This is a genomic window from Herbaspirillum sp. Her2, assembly GCF_057961375.1.
The window spans coordinates 250498-270699 of record NZ_CM176331.1 but is presented as its reverse complement, the minus strand read 5'-3'; the positions used below and the strand labels follow the sequence as shown (position 1 = coordinate 270699).

General features: G+C 64.2%; 16 protein-coding genes. 4 read left to right on the top strand and 12 right to left on the bottom strand.

Annotated features, from left to right (window positions below):
* The first annotated feature begins 228 nt into the window (after positions 1-228).
* A complete protein-coding gene (locus ACWHXP_RS01170) occupies positions 229-1662 on the top strand; it encodes a fimbrial protein (RefSeq protein ID WP_489634669.1) in 1434 nt (477 codons plus the stop codon).
* Between the two features lie 259 nt (positions 1663-1921).
* Positions 1922-3211: an O-acetylhomoserine aminocarboxypropyltransferase/cysteine synthase family protein gene (locus ACWHXP_RS01165; protein WP_489634670.1), complete on the top strand. Its 1290-nt coding sequence runs from the start codon at positions 1922-1924 to the stop codon at positions 3209-3211.
* Positions 3212-3277: 66 nt separating this feature from the next.
* On the opposite strand, the gene ACWHXP_RS01160 is transcribed toward ACWHXP_RS01165, so the two are convergent.
* The 3 genes from ACWHXP_RS01160 to ACWHXP_RS01150 all read right to left on the bottom strand — a co-directional run bounded on the left by ACWHXP_RS01160 (position 3278) and on the right by ACWHXP_RS01150 (position 5911).
* A complete protein-coding gene (locus ACWHXP_RS01160) occupies positions 3278-3427 on the bottom strand; it encodes a hypothetical protein (RefSeq protein WP_420840840.1) in 150 nt (49 codons plus the stop codon).
* A gap of 12 nt (positions 3428-3439) precedes the next feature.
* The gene (locus tag ACWHXP_RS01155; protein WP_489634671.1) at positions 3440-4477 is read right to left on the bottom strand and encodes an Lnb N-terminal periplasmic domain-containing protein; all 1038 of its coding nucleotides are present in this window, start codon (positions 4475-4477) and stop codon (positions 3440-3442) included.
* Between the two features lie 528 nt (positions 4478-5005).
* On the bottom strand, positions 5006-5911 hold the full coding sequence (locus ACWHXP_RS01150; RefSeq protein WP_489634672.1) for an NAD-dependent protein deacetylase: 906 nt from the start codon (positions 5909-5911) through the stop codon (positions 5006-5008).
* Between the two features lie 211 nt (positions 5912-6122).
* Between ACWHXP_RS01150 and ACWHXP_RS01145 the strand changes: the two genes are divergently transcribed.
* Positions 6123-6302 (top strand): DUF3311 domain-containing protein, encoded by a 180-nt coding sequence (locus ACWHXP_RS01145; RefSeq protein WP_489634673.1) that lies wholly within the window; start codon positions 6123-6125, stop codon positions 6300-6302.
* The gene (mctP, locus tag ACWHXP_RS01140) at positions 6302-7795 is read left to right on the top strand and encodes a monocarboxylate uptake permease MctP (protein WP_034332752.1); all 1494 of its coding nucleotides are present in this window, start codon (positions 6302-6304) and stop codon (positions 7793-7795) included. The genes ACWHXP_RS01145 and mctP overlap by 1 nt, the downstream gene beginning before the upstream one ends.
* Before the next feature lie 179 nt (positions 7796-7974).
* Here the strand turns inward: mctP and ACWHXP_RS01135 are convergent, their stop codons facing one another.
* The 9 genes from ACWHXP_RS01135 to ACWHXP_RS01095 form a co-directional block, all read right to left on the bottom strand.
* Entirely contained in the window at positions 7975-11781 is a 3807-nt protein-coding gene (locus ACWHXP_RS01135) for an ATP-binding protein (protein WP_489634674.1), read from the bottom strand.
* Between the two features lie 210 nt (positions 11782-11991).
* Positions 11992-12843, bottom strand: coding sequence for an ABC transporter permease (locus tag ACWHXP_RS01130; protein ID WP_209534214.1), 852 nt, complete (start codon positions 12841-12843; stop codon positions 11992-11994).
* A 36-nt stretch (positions 12844-12879) separates the two neighbouring features.
* Entirely contained in the window at positions 12880-13689 is an 810-nt protein-coding gene (locus ACWHXP_RS01125; protein ID WP_489634675.1) for an ABC transporter ATP-binding protein, read from the bottom strand.
* A gap of 142 nt (positions 13690-13831) precedes the next feature.
* Positions 13832-14869, bottom strand: a complete 1038-nt coding sequence (locus tag ACWHXP_RS01120) for an ABC transporter substrate-binding protein (protein ID WP_034332751.1) — start codon at positions 14867-14869, stop codon at positions 13832-13834.
* 92 nt (positions 14870-14961) lie between these two features.
* The gene (locus tag ACWHXP_RS01115; RefSeq protein ID WP_209534215.1) at positions 14962-16209 is read right to left on the bottom strand and encodes a CaiB/BaiF CoA transferase family protein; all 1248 of its coding nucleotides are present in this window, start codon (positions 16207-16209) and stop codon (positions 14962-14964) included.
* Positions 16210-16561: 352 nt separating this feature from the next.
* Positions 16562-17158 carry a recombination mediator RecR gene (gene recR / locus ACWHXP_RS01110; protein WP_034332758.1) on the bottom strand — a complete coding sequence of 199 codons (597 nt, stop codon included), beginning with the start codon at positions 17156-17158 and terminating at the stop codon, positions 16562-16564.
* On the bottom strand, positions 17155-17457 hold the full coding sequence (locus ACWHXP_RS01105) for a YciI family protein (RefSeq protein WP_034332759.1): 303 nt from the start codon (positions 17455-17457) through the stop codon (positions 17155-17157). Before ACWHXP_RS01105 ends, recR begins: the two co-directional genes overlap by 4 nt.
* A gap of 98 nt (positions 17458-17555) precedes the next feature.
* Positions 17556-17882, bottom strand: a complete 327-nt coding sequence (locus ACWHXP_RS01100) for a YbaB/EbfC family nucleoid-associated protein (protein WP_008331542.1) — start codon at positions 17880-17882, stop codon at positions 17556-17558.
* A gap of 85 nt (positions 17883-17967) precedes the next feature.
* Entirely contained in the window at positions 17968-20142 is a 2175-nt protein-coding gene (locus ACWHXP_RS01095; protein ID WP_489634676.1) for a DNA polymerase III subunit gamma/tau, read from the bottom strand.
* Between the last annotated feature and the right edge of the window lie 60 nt (positions 20143-20202).

The following is a 20202-nucleotide window of genomic DNA, read 5'->3' as shown; positions in this document are numbered from 1 at the left end:
CGATGTGTCCGGCACCAGACGAATCATAGGCAGGCAGGTGGCGCAGCAGAATCGGCGCTCCCCCAAGCAGCCGTTGGCAATTGCTGATTCAGCAATGGGCAAAATCCCAAACGCGGGCATCGCCGCACAATGGGATTTGGCCCATGCACATTGCAGAGCCGGCCCATGTCGCGCACAGGTGCGCTTGCGCGAACATGCAGGGCTTCCCATCCTTGCCGGAGTTTTCCCTTGTCTGCTCGCCCGCCCGATCACGCCAGGCCCGGCGTACCCTCCCACTGGGCCCTGCCCTGCCCTTTGCACCTGCTGCTTGCCTTGCTGGCGCTATGCCTGCTGTCGGTGCCGGCAGAGGCCATCTGCAAGCGCAACAATCGCATCGCCTATCCCTTTACGCCCTTGAGCGATGGCGGCTCGGCCCAGTTCTGGTTCGGCCGCATCAATCTCGCCAGTACCGTCCTGCAGCCGGCCGGCACACTGCTGGGCAGTGCGGTGGCGACGGCCGCCGAGGCCTCCGGCATCAGCGGCGATACGCTGCTGTGGACCTGTGACCTGGCCGATGCCGGACAGATCTCCGAAGTGTTTTCCACCAATGGCGATGACCGCGTGGGCGGATTTGCCGAGATCGGCACGCAGGATGGCTTGCCGGGTTTCTACCGCACCTGGTTTCCCGGTGTGGCGATCCGGCTCACGCATCTGCGCTCAGGGAAGGTGTTTTCGCGCTATTACCAATCGGCCCGTCTTGAGAACTACGACGTCGATGAAGCCAGCAAGAAGATCCTGATCCGCGCCAGGCATCTCAGTCCGGTCAAGGCCGAGATCGCCCGTGTCTCCGATCTCAGTCCCGGCACCGGCACCAGCAACTGGTGCGGCGACCGCCCGAACAACCGTCTACAGACAGCCGTTCCCTACCGCTGTCTGCAGCCCAATGGCTACCTGATGCTGCGGGGCCCGGGCTACAACCGCGCCAGCGGCGACATGGATGATGATGGTGAAGACCACGCGACGCGCTTCCTGTTCTTCGGTGCCGCCAACGGCATCGCATTCGGCATGCGCCAGGCGGCCACCCTGAGCGTGCTGCCCTCGTGCGTGGTGCAGAACGTGACGCCGGAAGTGGTTTTTCCCACGATCTCGGAAGAGGAACTCAACCAGGGCGAGACACGGCAGGTGGAATTCACGCTGGCCTTTCGCTGTGACGAGGGCGTCAATACCCGACCGCCAGCCACCGCCGGTACTGACGACAACCAGACCGCCTTTGGCATTCAGGTCTCACCGGGCGCACTGGCGGCAGCGCGGCAGCTGGGGTATGTCAATCAGGACCAGGGCGTGCGGTATCTGCTCTCGGACTACTACGGCCTGGATCCTTCTCTGGCCAAGGGTGTGGGCATCAGCCTGAGCGACAGCGACAGCCAGCAGCCGATGCAATTCCTCAGCTCGCCGCTGGCCGGACAAGGATTATCCAGACCGCTGCCAGCGGGTCGCAACGCCGGATGGTATCGCCTCGACGCCAGCAATGCATCACGCTGCCTGCCGCCGGAACCTGCTGCCCCCGCGTATCAGTTCACGGTGGAAAAGCGGCTGACCGCTACGCTGCAAAGGCTGCCAGGGCAAGCCGTGGCAGCAGGCAGGGTGTTTGCGACCGCCTATGTGATCGTCAAGGTGCAGTGAGGCGCGCGGCCGGTGCGTAACCGGCTGGGGCCGGAGCGCCCGCAGGGAAGCTTGCCCTGCATGCTATCCATCGTGACTGATGCAGTATTGCTGTGGAGTTCGAACACGGATGGAGATTGGCCTGACATCGATGCGATCTCACCGGCATGGGCGCATATGCTTATGAGAAATCATTTCTTTGCGCGCCCTGCCCGCTCGCGCTAGCGTCTGGGGTGCGACAGTGTTCCCGCATCCCATTCACGAGAAGAAGAGAGACAACATGCCAGACAACCCGCAATGGAAATTCGAAACCCTCTCCGTCCACGGCGGCTACGATCCTGACCCGACCACGCGCGCCGTGGCCGTGCCGATCTACCAGACCGTGGCCTTCGCCTTCGACGATACCCAGCACGGTGCCGACCTGTTCGACCTGAAGGTCCAGGGCAACATCTATTCGCGCATCATGAACCCGACCCAGGACGTACTGGAAAAACGCCTGGCCGCACTCGAAGGCGGCATCGCCGCCCTGGCCCTGGCCTCCGGGCAGGCCGCCGTGACTTACGCGATCCAGACCATTGCCGAAGCGGGCGACAACATCGTCTCGGCCTCCACCCTGTATGGCGGTACCTACAACCTCTTTGCCCACACGCTGCCGCAGTTCGGCATCCAGACGCGCTTCGCCGATCCGCGCCAGCCGGAGTCCTTTGCACCGCTGATCGATGAGCGCACCAAGGCCATCTTCATCGAATCCATCGGCAACCCGCTGGGCAACGTCACCGACATCGCCGCCGTGGCCGAGATCGCGCATCGCCATGGCGTCCCGCTGATCGTGGACAACACCGTGGCCACGCCCTATCTGCTGCGTCCCTTCGAGCATGGGGCCGACATCGTGGTGCATTCATTGACCAAGTATCTCGGCGGCCATGGAACTACGCTGGGCGGGGCCATCGTCGATTCGGGCAAGTTCCCCTGGGCCAGGCACAAGGAACGCTTCAAGCGCCTCAACGAACCCGACGTCAGCTATCACGGCGTGGTGTATACCGAGGCGCTGGGCGAGGCTGCTTACATCGGCCGTGCGCGCGTGGTCCCGTTGCGCAATACCGGCGCCGCGCTCTCGCCCTTCAATGCCTTCCAGATCCTGCAGGGCATCGAAACCTTGTCCCTGCGGCTGGACCGCATCACCTCCAATGCGCTGGCCGTGGCGCAATACCTGAAGCGCCACCCGAAGGTACGCTGGGTCAACTATGCGGGGCTGGAAGATCATCCCGACCATGCGCTGGCGCAGAAGTATTTCAAGGGCCGCGCCTCGGGCGTGCTGACCTTCGGCGTGGCCAATGGCCGCGACGGCGGCGCGCGCTTCCAGGATGCGCTGCAACTGTTCACGCGGCTGGTCAACATCGGTGATGCAAAGTCACTGGCCACGCATCCCGCTTCCACTACGCACCGTCAGTTGTCGCCCGCCGAACTGGAGAAGGCGGGCGTGACGGAAGATACCGTGCGCCTGTCCATCGGCATCGAGCATATCGACGATCTGCTGGCCGACCTGGAACAGGCCTTGCAGTCGGCCTGATCTGATCTTTCCTCAAAAAAAATGGCTCCGCATGCGGAGCCATTTTCGTTTCAGGCAGTAGATAAATCAGGCGGCCTGCTTTTGGGCTGCCCGTTGCTGCAGGCGCTGCGCCACCAGCTCACGCGTCCGCGGGATCAGTTCACGGCCATAGTCGATGGCATCCTCCAACGGGTCGAAGCCTCGGGCAAGACAGGTGGCACGTCCAGGTCGGAGCAAGCCAGCAGTGCCTCAGCGCAGCTCGCCCATGGACACACCCGGAACGCCTTGCCGGATGCGCCTGCTGTAGTCCTGCTCCGGGCCGCTTTGCAGGGCGCGTTCGGTGATGCGCCCGGCCTCGCGCAATTGCACGAAGCTATATCCCGGTGTCAGCACGCCGTGGTCAAACACGTAATCGGCGAAGTAGCCGGAGAGCAGCAGGCGATAGTCCAGCGGCAGCGAAGGCGAGAGACGGCGCGCCAGTTCGAAGACGATCGTGGTGCAGTTGCTGGTGAGGGTGTTGTAGAAACGCGGACTCTCCCGCAATTGCGCCGCGCGTTCGAGGTAGCCGAGGAAGACGCGGCGCAATTGATCCGGGCGCAATTGCAGACGATACAGATACACATCCTCCCCGCGCGCGTTGGTACGGGTACGGATGATGTCGGCTTCGTCGGCGGCAACGATGACGGTCTCGAACTTGCGGAAGAAGCCGCCCACGGCCGAGAAGGCTTCATCGCGTTCTCGCCGGATCTCCAGCGAGAACACCAGGCGCCGTCCATCGGCAAAACCGAAGGACACCAGCGTGTGCGCAATCGCCGGCCCCATCCAGTAGGACAGCAGCAAGTCGGCCGAGACCAGTTGCGCGAGATCATATTGGCGCGATTCCCAACGGAGGTCGACATCGGTCTCGGTGCGCCAGTCGAAGTTGCGGACGTTGTCGAGCGTGACGGTATCGCCTTGCACCTGCGACACCAGCATGCGCGCCACATCATCGGCCCAGTCGCGCGCGTGGCTGGGGCGGATGCTGCTCCACCAGCCGGCCATGGCGATACCGGCCAGCACCAGGGCCACCGGTCCCCAGCGCCAGGAGTGCGGCAGGCCGGGCAGGCCCGGCACTCCGGCCACCAGCGCCAGCGTCGCGGCAGGCGGCAAGCTCCACAGCACGATGGCGGCGATGCGCAGCCAGGCGGCGCCCGGCAGCTGGAACCACAGCGCAAACCCGCCCCATACGGCCAGGCCCAGTGCCAGCAGGCCCAGCACCATCATCATCGCAGCATGCACAACAGCCATCGGCAACATCCTCAACTTGTCTCGGTTCGGTCCAGCCGCATTGTAGCGGCCTTGTCCGCACAAGTTCATGCGAAAGCATTCGTGGCCGTCACGGCGGGCGCGTTCCACAATCGACGACCCGCTTTGTCTTCTCCGAGGAATCCGCATGTCACAGCCGCCCAAGCCAACGCAGCGACTGCGGCGTCCGCTGGCGCCGGCAGGCGGGGAGCATGAGCCCGGCGATGTGAAGACATAAACAAAAAAGCCGGACCGCGCTGCTGATTCCGGCGCGGTCCGGCTCAGGTGCAGGGATCAGTTCTTGCCGAGTTTGAGCGTGCTGGTGGCTTCCAGTCCGGTGGAGAATTCGTAGTAGCGGATCTTGTAGCCCTTCTGCTGCAGCTGCGGCCGCAGGGACTTCAACATGGCAGGTTCGCTTTCCGGGAGAAGAAGGGTCGCCCGCCAGTGTAGGGATGCGCGGCGCGGAACTGAACGAAGCAATCCGCATGTCGATAGTTGATCGTTGCTCGCCTGGGCAAGCACAGGAGTCGCTCAGGACCCGTCCGCACCCAGCAGTGTGGCCAGGTGCGGCAGCACCGACTCGGCATCCTCGCGCAGCTTGAAGGCCAGCAAGTCATCGGCACGGGTCACGCCGCGGTTGATCGCCACCACCGGCTTGCCGGCCGCAGCCACCGTGCGCGGGAAGCGGAAGCCCGACAACACCATCAGCGAAGAGCCGATCACCAGCATGGCATCACAGGCCTGGGCCGCCGCTTCGGCCTGGGCCGTGCGCGCGGGCGGTACGCCATCGCCGAAGAACACCACGTCCGGTTGCAGCATGCCGCCACAGGCTACGCAGGACGGCACATGGAAGGTGGCATCGGCCTCCGGTTCCAGGCGGGCATCGCCATCGGGCAAGGCCTCGGCCTGCAGGTTGACCAAGGAGGGATTGCAGCGTGCCAGCTCCTGCTGGATCTCGGCGCGCGGATAGACGGTGTCGCAGGCCAGGCAGCGCACCGCATGGATGCTGCCATGCAGTTCGATCACGTCGCGGCTGCCCGCCTGCTGGTGCAGGCCATCGACGTTCTGGGTCAGGATGCCGCCGAGATGGCCGGCCTGCTGCAATTGCGCCAGCGCGCGGTGCGCCGCATTGGGCGCGGCATGCGCCAGGCGTGGCCAGCCCAGCATGCTGCGCGCCCAGTAGCGTTTGCGGGCCGCTTCCGACTGGCGGAACTCGGTGCCCTGGATGGGCAGCCGGCCGCGCCGCACGCCGCTGTCGTCGCGGTAGTCGGGAATGCCGGACGCGGTACTGATGCCGGCCCCGGTCAGGACCAGCACCTGGCGATGACGCTGCAACAGTTGCGCCAATGCGGGCAGCAGGTCGGTATCGGCATTGCTGATCACGTCAGTTGCACCAGGGAAAGCGGCATCACGCGGAACGGACAGACTCGGGCTCATGGCAAAGATTGGCGGGAGGATCACACACGGCAGACTACGCGAATTCGGCCGAGCCTGCAGCCGCGAGGACCGCTCCTGCCAGGGGCCGGCGGACGCGATTTGCCGATTCTCCCTATAATTCCCGTGCAACTTTCAAGGCGCACCCGGCTCGCAAGGCCGGGACAGCGCCGACATAAAAATTCTTCCGCCAAAAGTTCGAGGAGCATCAATCATGCGGCTATTACTTCTGCTGCCTTTCATCGGCCTGCTCTGGGTCCCCTTCTACAACGCCGAATTGCCCAGCCTCTTTGGCTTCCCCTTCTTCTACTGGTACCAGTTCGCCTGGGTACCGCTGACCTCGCTCATCATCTGGCTGGTCTATCGTGATGGCCTGAAGAAGGGAGTCCAATGATGGAGACGTCCAACATCCACTGGACCGCGCTCTGGGTCTTCCTGTTCTTCTTTGTCCTGGTCACCGTGATGGGCTTCCTGGCCTCCAAATGGATGGCCGGTCCCAGCAACAAGGGCGCCCATCTCGATGAGTGGGGCCTGGGTGGCCGCAACTTCGGCACCTGGATCACCTGGTTCCTGGTCGGTGGCGATTTCTATACCGCCTATACCGTCATCGCGGTACCGGCGCTGGTGTATGCGGTCGGGGCCTATGGCTTCTTTGCCCTGCCCTATACCATCCTGGTCTACCCGATCGTGTTCGTGATCATGCCCAAGTTGTGGCATGCGGCGCACAAGGCCGGCCACGTGACCGCCGCCGATGTGGTGTGGGGACGCTATCAGTCGCGTCCGCTGGAGTTCGCCATTGCGCTGACCGGCGTGGTCGCCACCATGCCCTACATCGCCCTGCAGCTGATCGGCATGGAAGTGGTCATCAAGGCCCTGGGTCTGACCGGTGAACTGCCGCTGCTGGCAGCCTTCGTGATCCTGGCCCTGTACACCTACTCGGCCGGCCTGCGGGCACCGGCGCTGATCGCCTTCGTCAAGGACATCATGATCTACATCGTGGTGCTGGTGGCGGTGGTGGTGGTGCCGGCCAAGCTGGGCGGCTATGGTGCCGTGTTCAACTCGGCGCGCGAGGCGTTCGCAATCAAGGGCGGCGCTACCGGCCTGACCCTGAAACCCACGCAGTTCCTGCCCTTCGCTTCACTGGCACTGGGTTCGGCACTGGCGGCCTTCATGTATCCGCACACGCTGACCGGCATCTTCGCGGCCAAGGATGCCAATACCATCCGCAAGAACGCCGTGTTCCTGCCGGCCTATACGGTGCTGCTGGGTCTGATTGCGCTGCTGGGCTACATGGCGTATGCGGCGGGCATCAAGGTGCAGGCCAATAACGACGTGGTGCCGGCGCTGTTCAACGGACTGTTCCCGGGCTGGTTCGCGGGCTTCGCGTTTGCCGCCATTGCCATCGGTGCGCTGGTGCCGGCGGCGGTGATGTCCATCGGGGCCTCCAACCTGTTCACCCGCAACTTCTGGAAGCCTTACGTCAATCCTGGCATCAGCCATGAAGGCGAAGCCAAGGTGGCCAAGGTGGTGTCGCTGGTGGTCAAGTTCGGGGCGCTGGTGTTCATCCTGTTCCTGCCGACCAAGTTCGCGCTGGACCTGCAATTGCTGGGCGGCGTGTGGATCCTGCAGACCTTCCCGGCGCTGGTGTTCGGTCTGTTTGTCGGCTGGTTCGGTGCCCGCGCACTGCTGTGCGGCTGGGCCGTGGGCATCGTCGGCGGCAGCTGGCTGGCCTTCAGTGACGGCATCAAGCCGGTCCACAGCTTCCTGATCGGCGGCGAGACCTACACGCTCTATACCGGCCTCATTGCGCTGGCCCTGAACGTGGTGGTGGCCGTCATCGCCAACCTGATCCTGGGCAAGGGCTCGCAACCTGCATTGAAGCGTTGATGTGATGATGCAAGGATGCATCGGCGTTTGATCAGGCGATGCATCCGCGCATCAGTTCGTCACTGCGCTGCGCCGGCGTTAACCTGAAAGTTGCAGCGCCCGTGCAAGAAAAAATGCTCCTCGATGAGGAGCATTTTTTTTGCCTGGCTCGGTTCGATGAAGCGCGTTCCGGACCTGGGTCAGCTGCCCTGCCCCGTCTCCGCCAGCAGTGCCACCAGCCGCTCCAACGGTGCCGGTTTGGTCAGGTGGTGATCGAAGCCGGCGGCGGCCGCTTCCTGGCGATCCGAATCGGCACCACGGCCGGTGAGCGCGATGAGCTGCATGCGCGCGCCCGCCTCGGTCGCGCGCAGCTGCGTGGCCAGTGCGTAACCCGACATGTCGGGCAGTCCGATGTCGATGAAGCCGACGTCAGGGCTGACCTCCTGCGCCAGCCGCAAGGCCTCGGTCCCGTTGCCGGCCACATGGGTGGCATGGCCGCGATAATTGAGCAGCATGGCCAGCATGTCGGCATTATCGAAGTTGTCGTCCACGATCAGGATGTCCAGGCCCTTGCCGCTCTCCGCCTGGGGCAGCTCGCCGGTCGCCTCGCTGCGGTCCTGCGCCGTGGTCTGCGGCAGGCGCACCGCGAAGGTGGCTCCCAGTCCGGGGCCGGGGCTGGTGACCGAGACGCTGCCCTCATGCAGGTCCACCAGCCGCTTGACCAGGTGCAGGCCAATGCCCAGGCCGCCCTGGGCGCGATCCACTTCGGACTGGATCTGGGTGAACATGTCGAATACCGTGCCGATATCCTCGGCGGCCAGTCCCACGCCATTGTCACTGATGCTGATGAGGACATCGTCGCCATCCATGCGCGCCGTCACGCGGATGAGACCGCCCGGGGGCGTGTATTTCGCCGCATTGTTGAGGATGTTGCTGACCACCTGCACCACGCGATGGGTATCGGCTTGCAGGAAGAGGTCGCTTTCCGGAGCTTCAAGTTCCAGCTTGTGGCGATTCTTCTCGATCAGCGGCATGCTGATCTCGACCGCGCTGGCCAGCGCCGACTTGACCGACATGTGCTGCTTCCTCAACTTGATCTTGCCCTCGGTGATGCGGGAGATATCGAGCAGGTCTTCGATCAGGTGCGCCAGATGGCGGATCTGGCGATCCATCATCTGGTGGATGTTGTGCTGGCGCTCGTTGCCGGCCCCCATCAGCTTCATCACTTCCAGCCCGTTGCGGATCGGGGCCAGCGGATTGCGCAACTCGTGCGCCAGCGTCACCAGGAATTCGCGCTGGCGGCGATTGATGGTGGTCAGGTCCTGCGCCAGCAGTTCCAGGTTGCGCTTGGCTTGGCGTTCCTCATGCACGTCCACGATGGCACCGACGAAACCACCGGGCTGGTCGTCCTCTGTCTGCAAGGGCGTACCTGAATCGATCACCCAGCGATAGCCGCCATCGGCATGGCGCAAGCGATAGACGGCGTGGAAGGCGCTGCGTGTCTGCTGGCAGCGGACGAACTCGGCGAGGGCGGCCTCGCGGTCCTCCGGATGGATGCAGGCGATATGGCCGCCATCGGCGATGGCGCTGGCCGGCAGGCCGGTGAAGGCGTGCCAGCGACGGCTGAAATAGTTGGTGCGGCCCTCCGGGCTGGTGGTCCAGATGATGGCCGTGGAGGCATCGACCAGCGAGCGGAAATAGCGCTCGCTGGCCTGCAGCGCCTCGCGCGCGGCCTGCCGGCGGCGTGCCGCTTCCACCTGGCTCTTGACGCGTATCATCAGCTCGGTGGCCGCGAAGGGCTTGACCAGGTAATCATCGGCACCGGCGGCGATGCCCTCGATGCGCGCTTCTTCACCGGCACGTGCCGAGAGCAAGATCACTGGCACCTCGCGCGTACGCGCATCACGCTTGATTCGGGCCAGCAGGCCGAAGCCATCCAGCACCGGCATCATCACGTCGCTCAGGACCAGGTCCGGTGGCGCGGCGCATACGGCTTCCCAGGCGGCCTCGCCGTCGGAACAGGTTTGCACGTCGGCGTAGTCACCGAGCAGGCGCTGCAGGTAGTCGCGCATGTCGCGGTTGTCGTCGGCAATGACGATGCGTACCGGATGCGCCGCGTCGCCTGCCGGAGGCAAGGCCGGGGCCGCCGCGGTGACGGGTTCGGCGGCCGTCGTGGAGAGCAGCGCTGAGGTGGCTGCAGGCAGCCAGGCTTGCGCCTCTTCGACGAAGGCCTGGCCGGGCTGGCGGTCCTGGCTGATCGCCACGGCGTCGGCCCGGATCACGTCATCGGCCTGCAAGTGTGCGGTGCCGAACGGGATCTCGACGAAGAAGGTCGAGCCCGCGCCCGGCACGCTGTTCACCCCGATCTGGCCGTGATGCAGCTTGACCAGTTCCTGGATCAGGGCCAGGCCGATGCCGGTGCCTTCATAGGTGCGGCCGTGCGCGTTGTCGATGCGATGGAAACGCTCGAAGACGCGCGCCTGCTGGTCCAGCGCAATGCCGGAGCCGGTGTCGGTAACCGACAGGCGCACGCTGTGCGCCAGCGGCTCAAGCAGCACCGTGATGCTGCCCTCGAAGGTAAATTTGAAGGCATTGGAGAGCAGGTTGAAGACGATCTTTTCCCACATGTCGCGATCAACGAAGACCGGCTCGGGCAGCGGGGGGGTCTTGACCTCGTAGTGCAGTCCGGCCTTTTCCAGGGTCGAGCGGAATACGCTGGCCAGATCTTCCGTGAGGCTGGCCAGATCGGTGGCGACGAAGCTGGCCTTGGCGCGTCCGGCCTCGATGCGCGAGAAATCCAGCAGCGCATTGACCAGCTTGAGCAGGCGCAGCGAATTGCGGTGCGTGACCTCCAACCGCTTGCGCTGCGCCGGTCCCAGCGGCTCGGCCTGATCGGCCAGGGCATCATCAAGCGGGCCGACCATCAGCGTAAGCGGGGTGCGGAATTCGTGCGAGATGTTGGAGAAGAAGGCGGTCTTGGCGCGGTCGATCTGGGCCAGCTCCTCGGCCTTGCGCTGTTCATGCAGGTAGACCAGCACGTTGGAGACAGCCGTGCTGAGTGCTCCGCCCAGCAGGGCATAGAAATCCTGGTACTCGGCGTCCAGCGCACGGCGCGCACTCACGCCCGCGACCACGAAACCGAAGGGCTGTTCCATCCCGGCCACGGTGACCGGGAGGATCACGGCCTGCACCGGGGCTTCTTCATACGGCCCGGCCACGAAGGGGCCGAAGCGCGCGGCCAGATCGTCGACCTGCACCATGCGCTGTTCGGCCAGAGCCTGCGCGAAAGGCCAGGCTTGCGCATCGTCCAGACGTACGCTGGCCGGTGCCAGCGTACTATCGGCCGCGATGCCGGCCAAGCCGCGGCGCTGCAGGACATCGCCTTCGAGCTGGTAGAAGAGCGTGAAAGGCAGGTCCAGTTCCATGGCGGCGTGGCGCTGTTCCAATCCCAGGCACAGGTCATCGATGGAGAGGCATTTGCCGAGTGCGGTCGCCAGTTCGCGCAAGGCGGCGGTGCGGCGCGCGCCCAGCACCTTGTCGGTGGATTCCGAGATCGGGTGGAACACGCCCCCCACCTCGCCTGACTCGACCCGGATCGGCGAGAAGGAGAAGGTCATGAAGGCTTCTTCCAGATAGCCGTAACGATCCAGGAACATGCGCTGGTCGCGGATGTAGGTGCCCTCGCCCTGATGCGCGCGGTCGAAGGCATCACCCACCACCGGCAAGGCGGTGGCCCAGCAGATGCGGAAATCCTGGCCCATCGACTCGGGATGCTTGGCCCCGCAGATGGGGCGATAAGCGTCGTTGTAGATCTGGATGTCGTGCGGCCCCCAGGCGATCAGGATGGGGAAGGTGGAAGACAGGCACAGGCTGACCGCCGTGCGCAGGCTTTGTGGCCAGGTATCGAGGGGACCCAGCGGGGTGGACGACCAGTCCATCGCGCGAATCAGTTTCCCCATCTCGCCACCACCGGAGAGCCAGCTGAATTCCGACTGTTGTTCGTCCACTTCGCTGACCTTTATGTGCGTGAAACCTTCAATATGCGGTGATGCTACTCCCCTATGCTGACAATCGCCGGGTTTTCTACCGCTTTTTGTCATAAAACGTCACTACACCAACGAAAAAAGGGCAGCGGGTACGCGCCCGCTGCCCTTTTGCGCCAGGTCTCGCGTCTGAAGCTTCATATCGCCTCAAACCCGTGTCTCATGGCAACCAGCTCAGAGCTTTTCGGTCTCCCCGCTCTTGGGCTGCCATTTCATGAGCCGTTTCTCGATCACCCCCACGGCCAGGTCCAGCACCAGCGCAAAGATGGTCAGCACGACGATGCCGGCAAAGACGGTGTTGATGTCGAAGCTGCCCTCGGCCTGCAGGATCAGGTAGCCCACGCCACGCGCCGAGCCCAGGTATTCACCGACCACCGCCCCGACGAAGGCAAGGCCGATGGACGTGTGCAGACTGGAAAACACCCATGAAGTGGCCGAGGGCAGGTAGACCGTGCGCAGCAGCTGACGTGCATTGGCCCCCAGCATGCGGGCATTGGCCAGTACCACCGGGCTGACTTCCTTGACGCCCTGGTAGACGTTGAAGAACACGATGAAGAACACCAGCGTCACCGCCAGCGCCACCTTGGACCAGATGCCCAGGCCGAACCACATCGCGAAGATCGGCGCCAGGATCACGCGCGGCATGGAGTTGGCGGCCTTCACATAGGGATCGAGGATGGCCGAGGCGGTCGGAGAGAGCGCCAGCCACAGGCCGATGGCCAGGCCGAAGACGGTGCCGATGAGGAAGGCCAGCACGGTTTCGGTCAGCGTGATCAACAGGTGTGAATAGATTTCTGCCGGGAAGCTGAGCGTGAAGAAGGTGGTGTCGCCCATGCCCACTTCCAGCGAGCCGCTGCCGACGGTGAACCATTCCCAGATGCGCTGCGCCACCTTCAGCGGTTCGCCGAAGAAGAAGGCGGTCTGCGGATTGCGCGTCGCCACGTGCCAGACCAGCAGCACGATGGCCAACACCATCAACTGCCAGAAACGGATGTTCTTGTGATTCGGTTTAAATAATTTCCACATGATGCAGATTCTCTTCCCTGATCTTTTCGGTACGGCTTACGCTGCGCGCTTCTGTTGTTGATAGCCCTTGAGCACTTCATCGCGCAGCACATCCCAGATCTGCTGGTGCAGTTCGACGAAACGCGGATGCATGCGGATCTCGGCGACGTCGCGCGGGCGCGGCAGGTCGATCCTGAATTCACCGATGGGATGCGTGCCGGGGCCGGCCGCCAATACGATCACGCGGTCGGACATGGCGATGGCTTCATCCAGATCGTGGGTAATGAAGAGGACGGCTTTTTTCTTGGCATTCCACAGGTCCAGCACTTCGTTTTCCATCAGCTGTCGGGTCTGGATATCGAGCGCGGAGAAGGGTTCGTCCATGAGGATGATGTCCGGGTCCAGGATCAGCGTCTGCGCCAGCGCCACGCGCTTGCGCATGCCCCCGGAGAGCTGGTGCGGATAGCGGTCGCCGAAGCCTTGCAGGCCCACGCGCGCCAGCCATTGTTCGCCCAGTTCTGCTGCCGCCTTTTCCTCATGGCCGCGATACTGCAGGCCGGCGATCACGTTTTGCAGCGCGCTGCGCCAGGGCATCAATGCCTCGGCCTGGAACATGTAGCCGGCGCGGCGGTTGATGCCCTTGAGTTCCTCACCGAAGACCTTGACGCTGCCCGAGGACGGTTGCAGCAATCCGGCCCCGACATTGAGCAAGGTGGACTTGCCGCAGCCGGTGGGGCCGACTACGGAAACGAATTCGCCCGGCGCAATCGAGAGGTCGGTATTGGCCACGGCGGTGTAGCGCTGGGAACGGTCGTCCTTGGAGACGAAGGTGCAGGTGATGTTGTCGAACTGGAGTGCTGGCGTCATGGTGGTGCGGGCGGCTGCGGCCCGGTTGGAGGAGACGAAAGAAGCTGAAAGGAAGCTGAGCACTCCCTGCCCAAGATGCGCAAATGCCCGTTGCCGGGCATTTGCGGTGCGTTCGCACGGGACGGGAGCGCCTTGCCTGTGCTTACTTGTACTTGGCGTTGGCCTTCTGTACGAAGGAATTGGTGAAGGTCTTGGACAGATCGATCTGCTTGTCCGCCAGCGAGGGCTCGAAGGCCTTCAGCGTGCGCAGCGCCGTATCCGGACCGCCCGGCGGGAAGTAGCCGTCCGGCGAAATGGCCTGGCGCACCTTCATGAAGGCATCGATGTAGAGCGAACGGTCGCCCAGCAGATAGCTTTCCGGGACGGCCTTGATGATGTCGGAGGGACCGGCCTTCTGGATCCACTTCAGCGCGCGCACCATGGCATTGGTCAGGGCTTGCGTGGTGTTGGGATACTTCTGCACGAAGGCCGCCGGTGCATACAGGGTTGCCGCCGGCATCGGGCCACCGAAGACATCATTGGTGTCCTTCAGGGTTCGGGTGTCGGCGACGACCTTGATCTCGTTGTTCTGCTCCAGCATGGAGATGACCGGATCGAGGTTGGCGATCGCGTCGATCTGGCCCGAGCGGATCGCCGAGATGGCACCGGCTGCCGCCCCCACGCCGATGAAGGAAACGTCGGTAGGCTTCAGGCCCGCCTTGGCCAGCACGTAGCTGGCCATGATGCTGGTCGAGGAGCCCGGTGCGGTCACGCCGATCTTCTTGCCCTTGAGGTCGGCCACCGTCTTGTAGTTGGGCATGGTCTTGTTGTTGACCGCCAGCACGATCTGCGGGGCCCGGCCCTGCAGCACGAAGGCGACGATGGGTTGGTTCTTGGCCTGCATGTTGATGGTGTGTTCAAAAGCGCCCGAGACCACGTCGGCGCTGCCGCCCACCATGGCCTGCAGCGCCTTGGCACCGCCGGCGAAGTCGGAGATCTCGACCTGCAGGCCTTCATCCTTGAAATAGCCGAGCTGCTCGGCAATGGTCAGCGGCAGGTAGTAGAACAGGTTCTTGCCACCCACGGCGATGGAGACCTTGGGTTTTTCCAGCGCCTGCGCGCCTGCGCTGCCGTTGAATGAAAAATAGCCGGCCAGGAACAGGCCAGCGGCGATCAGCAATTGCTTCCAGCTCAATTTCATTGTGTCTCCTCCGTGTGTGGATGGGGGGTGCTGCTTGTTGTCCAGCTTGTTGCAGGCGACCCCGTGCCGGTGCCTGCCTTTGTCATGCTGCTTCAGACCACGCCTGCGTCCCGCAGCTTCTTGATGTGGGCCTCATCATACCCCAGCGATTGCAGGATTTCATCGCTGTGGGCACCCAGCTCCGGGCCCAGCCATCGGGTCTGGCCGGGCGTTTCCGACATCTTGGGCGTGATGCCCGGCAGCTTGACCGGCGTGCCATCGGCGAACTGGTGCTGCTCGAACATGTCGCGCGCCAGGAATTGGGCATCGTTCATCATGTCCTTGACGGAGTAGATCTTGCCGACCGGGACGTCAGCTGCCTGCAACGTGGCCAGGGCCGAATCGATGGTCTGCGTGCTGCACCACTGCTGGATCGCGGCATCGATTTCTTCGGTGCGCGGCACGCGGCCATCGTTGCGTGCCAGGCCCGGATCATTGGCCATGTCGTCGCGGCCGATGGCACTCATGAGACGTTTGAAGATGGCATCGCCATTGCCAGCGATGACGATGTTCATGCCTTCGCCGGTGGTGTAGGTGTTGGAGGGGACGATGCCAGGCAACGCGCCGCCGGTGCGCTCCCGCACCACGCCGGCGAAATCGAATTCGGGCACCATCGATTCCATCATGTTGAAGACCGCTTCGTACAAGGCCACATCGACCATCTGGCCCTGCCCTGCCACGCAGTCCGCACCGGACTTGCCGTTCCAGCGGCCACCGCTGACATCGCGATGGCGCAGCGCCATCATGGCCCCGATCACACCGTGCAATGCGGCGATGGAGTCACCGATGGAAATGCCAATGCGTACCGGCGGGCGGTCCGGATGGCCGGAGACGTAGCGGATGCCGCCCATCGATTCGCCGATGGCACCGAAGCCCGGCAGGTCGCGCAGCGGGCCGGTTTGGCCGTAGCCGGACAGCCGCACCATGATGGTGGCGGGATTGAGTTGCTTCAGGTCCTCATAGCCGAGCTTCCACTTCTCGAGCACGCCGGGGCGGTAGTTCTCGATGATGACATCGGCGTCCAGCGCGAGCTGGCGGGCGATCTCCTGGGCGCGCTCATCCTTCATGTTCAGGGTGATGCTCTTCTTGTTGCGCGCCTGGACCGACCACCACAGCGAGGTGCCGTCCTTGAGCACGCGCCAGTGACGCAGGGGGTCGCCATCACCGGGCGCTTCGATCTTGATGACCTCGGCCCCGAACTCGGCCAGCATGCGCGAACAGAAAGGACCCGCAATCAGCGTGCCCAGTTCAAGAACCTTGATGCCGGCCAGCGGGCCGGGCTTGGATGTGGCTGTGCTCATCGTGCTTGCACCGGATGCCTGGCAGGCGCGGCCTGCGCGGGCGCTCCGGTGTTCTCCTCTTGGTCGATGCTGCGGACCGGGCTCTTGTGGGGTATTGGCCAGTGTCCTGGAATGCGATGGATTCGGGTGATGCTGCGCAGCGGGCGAAGAGCAGTGCGCGGTATGTGGGTGGGTCACCCCCTTGCGGCTCCTGGCCTGACGTCGTACGTGCACGCCGGCAAGCCCACATTCTATTGCAGCATGCGCGCGATGTCGCGCATTTTGACCTGCATGGGCGACGTCATGCCTGCAAGTTTTTCATCTGAAAACGATCTCGTCCGCGATTCGTGCGGATCTTGCGGTCGCCTCGGGTTCAGGTCGAACGGCGATCCAGCATGGCGCGGGCGATGGTGCCGGCGTCCACGTATTCCAGTTCGCCCCCGACCGGTACGCCGCGCGCCAGGCGGCTCACCTTCAGGCCGCGGGCCTTGAGCGTTTCGCTGATGTAGTGGGCGGTGGCTTCGCCTTCGTTGGTGAAGTTGGTGGCCAGCACCACTTCGCTGACTACGCCATCGGTGGCACGGGTGATGAGTTTTTCGAGATGGATGTCGCGCGGGCCGATACCGTCCAGCGGCGAGAGCCGGCCCATGAGCACGAAATAGAGGCCTTTGAAGGTCAGGGTCTGCTCGATCATGACCTGGTCCGAGGGCGACTCCACTACGCACAGCTGGGTGTGGTCGCGCTGGCTGTCCTGGCAGGTCTCGCAGACCACCTGCTCGGTGAAGGTATTGCACAGGGCGCAGTGACGGATGGTCTCCAGCGCCTTGGTGAGCGACTGGCTCAGGCCGGCGGCGGCGTCGCGGTCGTGCTGCAGCAGGTGGAAAGCCATGCGCTGCGCGGTCTTGGGGCCGATGCCGGGCAGCCGGCGCAGCGATTCGGTCAGGAGGGTGAGACTGGAGGGCGTTTTCAATTGCGGTCTACGGAATAGCGGAAGGCTTCGAGTGCCTCGGCCGTCATGGAGGGGACGAATTCGATGATCTCGTATTCGGCCACGCCGCCGATGAAGAAGGGATCGGATTCCATGATGGCTTCGATCTCGGCACGGTCGGCACAGTCGGCAATGATGATGCCGCCGGTACGCGGCACCTTGCGGCCGGACATCAGGAATACGCCTTCGGCATATTGCTGGTTGAGGAATTTCTTGTGCGCGGTCAGCAAGGAATCGATTTCGCTTGCCGGCTTGGTGTACGTGATCGAGACGATGAACATGGTGCCTCCACTAAGCAATCCTGCATTCCATCAGAATCAGACTGTCCTGCGCGATGCTGCCTGCGCCCGGCGGTCGCAGCCACCGGGCCGGCACAGCATCAGAACGGCATCTTGAAGCCCGGGGGCAGCGGCATGCCGGCGGTCACGCCGGACATCTTTTCCTGGGCGGTGGCTTCGGCCTTGCGGACGGCGTCGTTGAAGGCAGCGGCGACCAGGTCTTCCAGCATGTCCTTGTCGTCCGCCAGCAGCGACGGGTCGATGGAGACGCGCTTGACGTCGTTTTTACAGGTCATCACCACCTTCACCAGGCCGGCACCGGACTGGCCCTCGACTTCGATGCTGGCCAGCTGTTCCTGGGCCTTCTTCATGTTGTCCTGCATGGCCTGTGCTTGCTTCATCAGACCTGCCAGTTGACCTTTCATCATGCTCATTGCTCCTTGTTTCAATTCACGGAATTCTATCGCGTTTGGCTCGGCGGCCGGCAATCTCGCCAGCAGCGCCGTGCACGTCTCACAACGCCTGGATCGACCCCGGCACGATGGTGGCACCGAACTCGCGCATCATGCTCATCACGAAGGGATCGCTCTTCATCTTCTGTTCGGCCTTGCGCTGGCGCTCGGCCCGTTCGGCCTCGGCCACCGCGTTGGCGGTATCGGAGACGGCACCGATCTCGGTCTCGACGCGGATTTCCTTGCCGAAACGCTCGGACAGGGCGGCGATCAGTTTTTCGATACTGCCCGAGGAGCGCAAGGTTTCCAGCGGGATACGCAGATGGAAGCACACATTGCCTCCATTGAGCGCTTCACAGCGTACCATTTCACTCTGAAATGCCATCTGGTGCGCCACGCCGCGCAGCGTGGTGAGGCTGGCAGCCAGCGTCGGCCAGTGGCCATCCCAGCCCAGTTCGGCGGCGATGCGCGCGGTTTCCTGCTGCTGTGCGGGCGTGGCGGCCGGGCGCTGGGGCGCGGGGGGTTCTGCGGAGGCCGGTGCGGCTGGCGCTGGGGCAGCGGCGGGAGCAGCCTGCATGCGTTGCTCCGCGAACTCCGGCATGGGGGCGGACGGCGGCATGGCGGACGCACCGGTGTCATCTTCCCAGGGCGGGATGGAATCGAACGGCGGCGGTTCCGGCATGTCCGGCGGCATGGCGGAGGCGGCACGGACAGCCTTGGGAGCCGGTGCCGCTGCGGCAGCTGGAGCGCTGGCCATCGGCGCAGCTGCTGCCGGGACCGCTGAGGGTGCCGGGGCTGGCGTAGCCGCGGCGGGTCGGGCAGCGCCCTTGCCGCCCTTGCCACCACGCAAGGCCATCAGTGCAGCTTCACGGGCGGATGTCGGGGCTGCGGGTGCTGCAGGTGCCGCAGGCATCGGTGCTGCTGGTGCGGGCGCCGCTGCGGCCGTCGGGCTTGCGGCAGGCGCTGAGGCCGGTGCGGCCGGCGCAGCAGCGGGTACAGCGGCCGGTTGCGCGCGGCTGACCGGCGCACTGGTCACGGCCGCCTGCGGCGCCAGCAGCGGGGCAGCCTGGCGCGGCGTGGCCGGACGAGCACCACCCGGCGCGGGCGCTGCCGGTACCGGACCGCTCGCGCTGGCACTGACCGGGCGGAAGGCCAGCATGCGCAGGAGCGTCATGCTGAAACCTGCATATTCATCAGGGGCCAGGCCCAGTTCATTGCGGCCGTGGACGGCGATCTGGTAGAACAACTGCACATGTTCCGGACTGAACTGAGCGGACAGGCGCAGGATATCTTCGCGATTGGGCAGGTCATCGGCCAGCGCCGCCGGCACTGCCTGCGCCAGTGCAATCTGGTGCAGCAGCGTGCCCAGGTCCTGCAGGGCGGCGTTGTACGACAGGCTGCGGGTGGCCATGTCATCGGCCACACCCAGCAAGGCGGCACCATCCTGCACCGCCAGCGCATCGAGGACGCGGATCAGGTAGGACTGGTCCAGCGCACCCAGCATGCCCTGCACCGCTTCCAGGGTGACCTTGCCGGCGGCATAGGCGATGGCCTGGTCGGTCAGCGACAGCGCATCGCGCATGGAACCCGAAGCCCCTTGCGCCAGCAGGCGCAGCGCGGGCGGATCGAATTCGATGCCCTCCTGGTTCAGGATGTTGTCGAGGTGGCCGATGATGTGGCCGGGCGGCATCTGCTTGAGGTTGAACTGCAGGCAGCGCGACAGCACGGTCACGGGAATCTTTTGCGGATCGGTGGTGGCCAGGATGAACTTGATGTGCTCCGGCGGCTCTTCCAGCGTCTTCAACATGGCGTTGAAGGCGTGGTTGGTGAGCATGTGCACTTCGTCGATCATGTAAACCTTGAAGCGTGCATTCGACGGTGCATAGATGGCCTGCTCCAGCAGCTGCGCCATCTCGTCCACGCCACGGTTGGAGGCGGCATCCATTTCGATGTAGTCGACGAAGCGGCCGGCATCGATGGCCACACAGGCTTCGCACACGCCGCAGGGTGCAGCGGTGATGCCGCCGGTGCCATCAGGGCCGACGCAGTTGAGCGACTTGGCCAGGATGCGCGAGAGCGTGGTCTTGCCCACGCCGCGGGTCCCGGTGAAGAGATAGGCGTGGTGCAGCCGCTGCTGTTCGAGCGCGTGCGTCAGCGCGCGCACGACGTGTTCCTGGCCGACCAGGGTGTCGAAGCTGCGGGGACGGTATTTACGGGCGAGAACTTGATAGGACATGGAGTGGCTGCTGTGGGCTTTTTGGCTCAGGGGGGCATTTTAAGCTATTTCGCCGCCGCC

Bases quoted from the DNA above. Each gene is read 5' to 3' on its own strand.
- ACWHXP_RS01165 (WP_489634670.1), top strand. From the start codon at position 1,922: ATGCCAGACAACCCGCAATGGAAATTCGAAACCCTCTCCGTCCACGGC.
- mctP (WP_034332752.1), top strand. From the start codon at position 6,302: ATGGAGACGTCCAACATCCACTGGACCGCGCTCTGGGTCTTCCTGTTC.
- ACWHXP_RS01100 (WP_008331542.1), bottom strand. From the start codon at position 17,882: ATGATGAAAGGTCAACTGGCAGGTCTGATGAAGCAAGCACAGGCCATG.
- ACWHXP_RS01145 (WP_489634673.1), top strand. From the start codon at position 6,123: ATGCGGCTATTACTTCTGCTGCCTTTCATCGGCCTGCTCTGGGTCCCC.
- ACWHXP_RS01120 (WP_034332751.1), bottom strand. From the start codon at position 14,869: ATGAAATTGAGCTGGAAGCAATTGCTGATCGCCGCTGGCCTGTTCCTG.
- ACWHXP_RS01155 (WP_489634671.1), bottom strand. From the start codon at position 4,477: ATGGCTGTTGTGCATGCTGCGATGATGATGGTGCTGGGCCTGCTGGCA.
- ACWHXP_RS01115 (WP_209534215.1), bottom strand. From the start codon at position 16,209: ATGAGCACAGCCACATCCAAGCCCGGCCCGCTGGCCGGCATCAAGGTT.
- ACWHXP_RS01095 (WP_489634676.1), bottom strand. From the start codon at position 20,142: ATGTCCTATCAAGTTCTCGCCCGTAAATACCGTCCCCGCAGCTTCGAC.
- ACWHXP_RS01130 (WP_209534214.1), bottom strand. From the start codon at position 12,843: ATGTGGAAATTATTTAAACCGAATCACAAGAACATCCGTTTCTGGCAG.
- ACWHXP_RS01105 (WP_034332759.1), bottom strand. From the start codon at position 17,457: ATGTTCATCGTCTCGATCACGTACACCAAGCCGGCAAGCGAAATCGAT.
- ACWHXP_RS01150 (WP_489634672.1), bottom strand. From the start codon at position 5,911: ATGAGCCCGAGTCTGTCCGTTCCGCGTGATGCCGCTTTCCCTGGTGCA.
- ACWHXP_RS01125 (WP_489634675.1), bottom strand. From the start codon at position 13,689: ATGACGCCAGCACTCCAGTTCGACAACATCACCTGCACCTTCGTCTCC.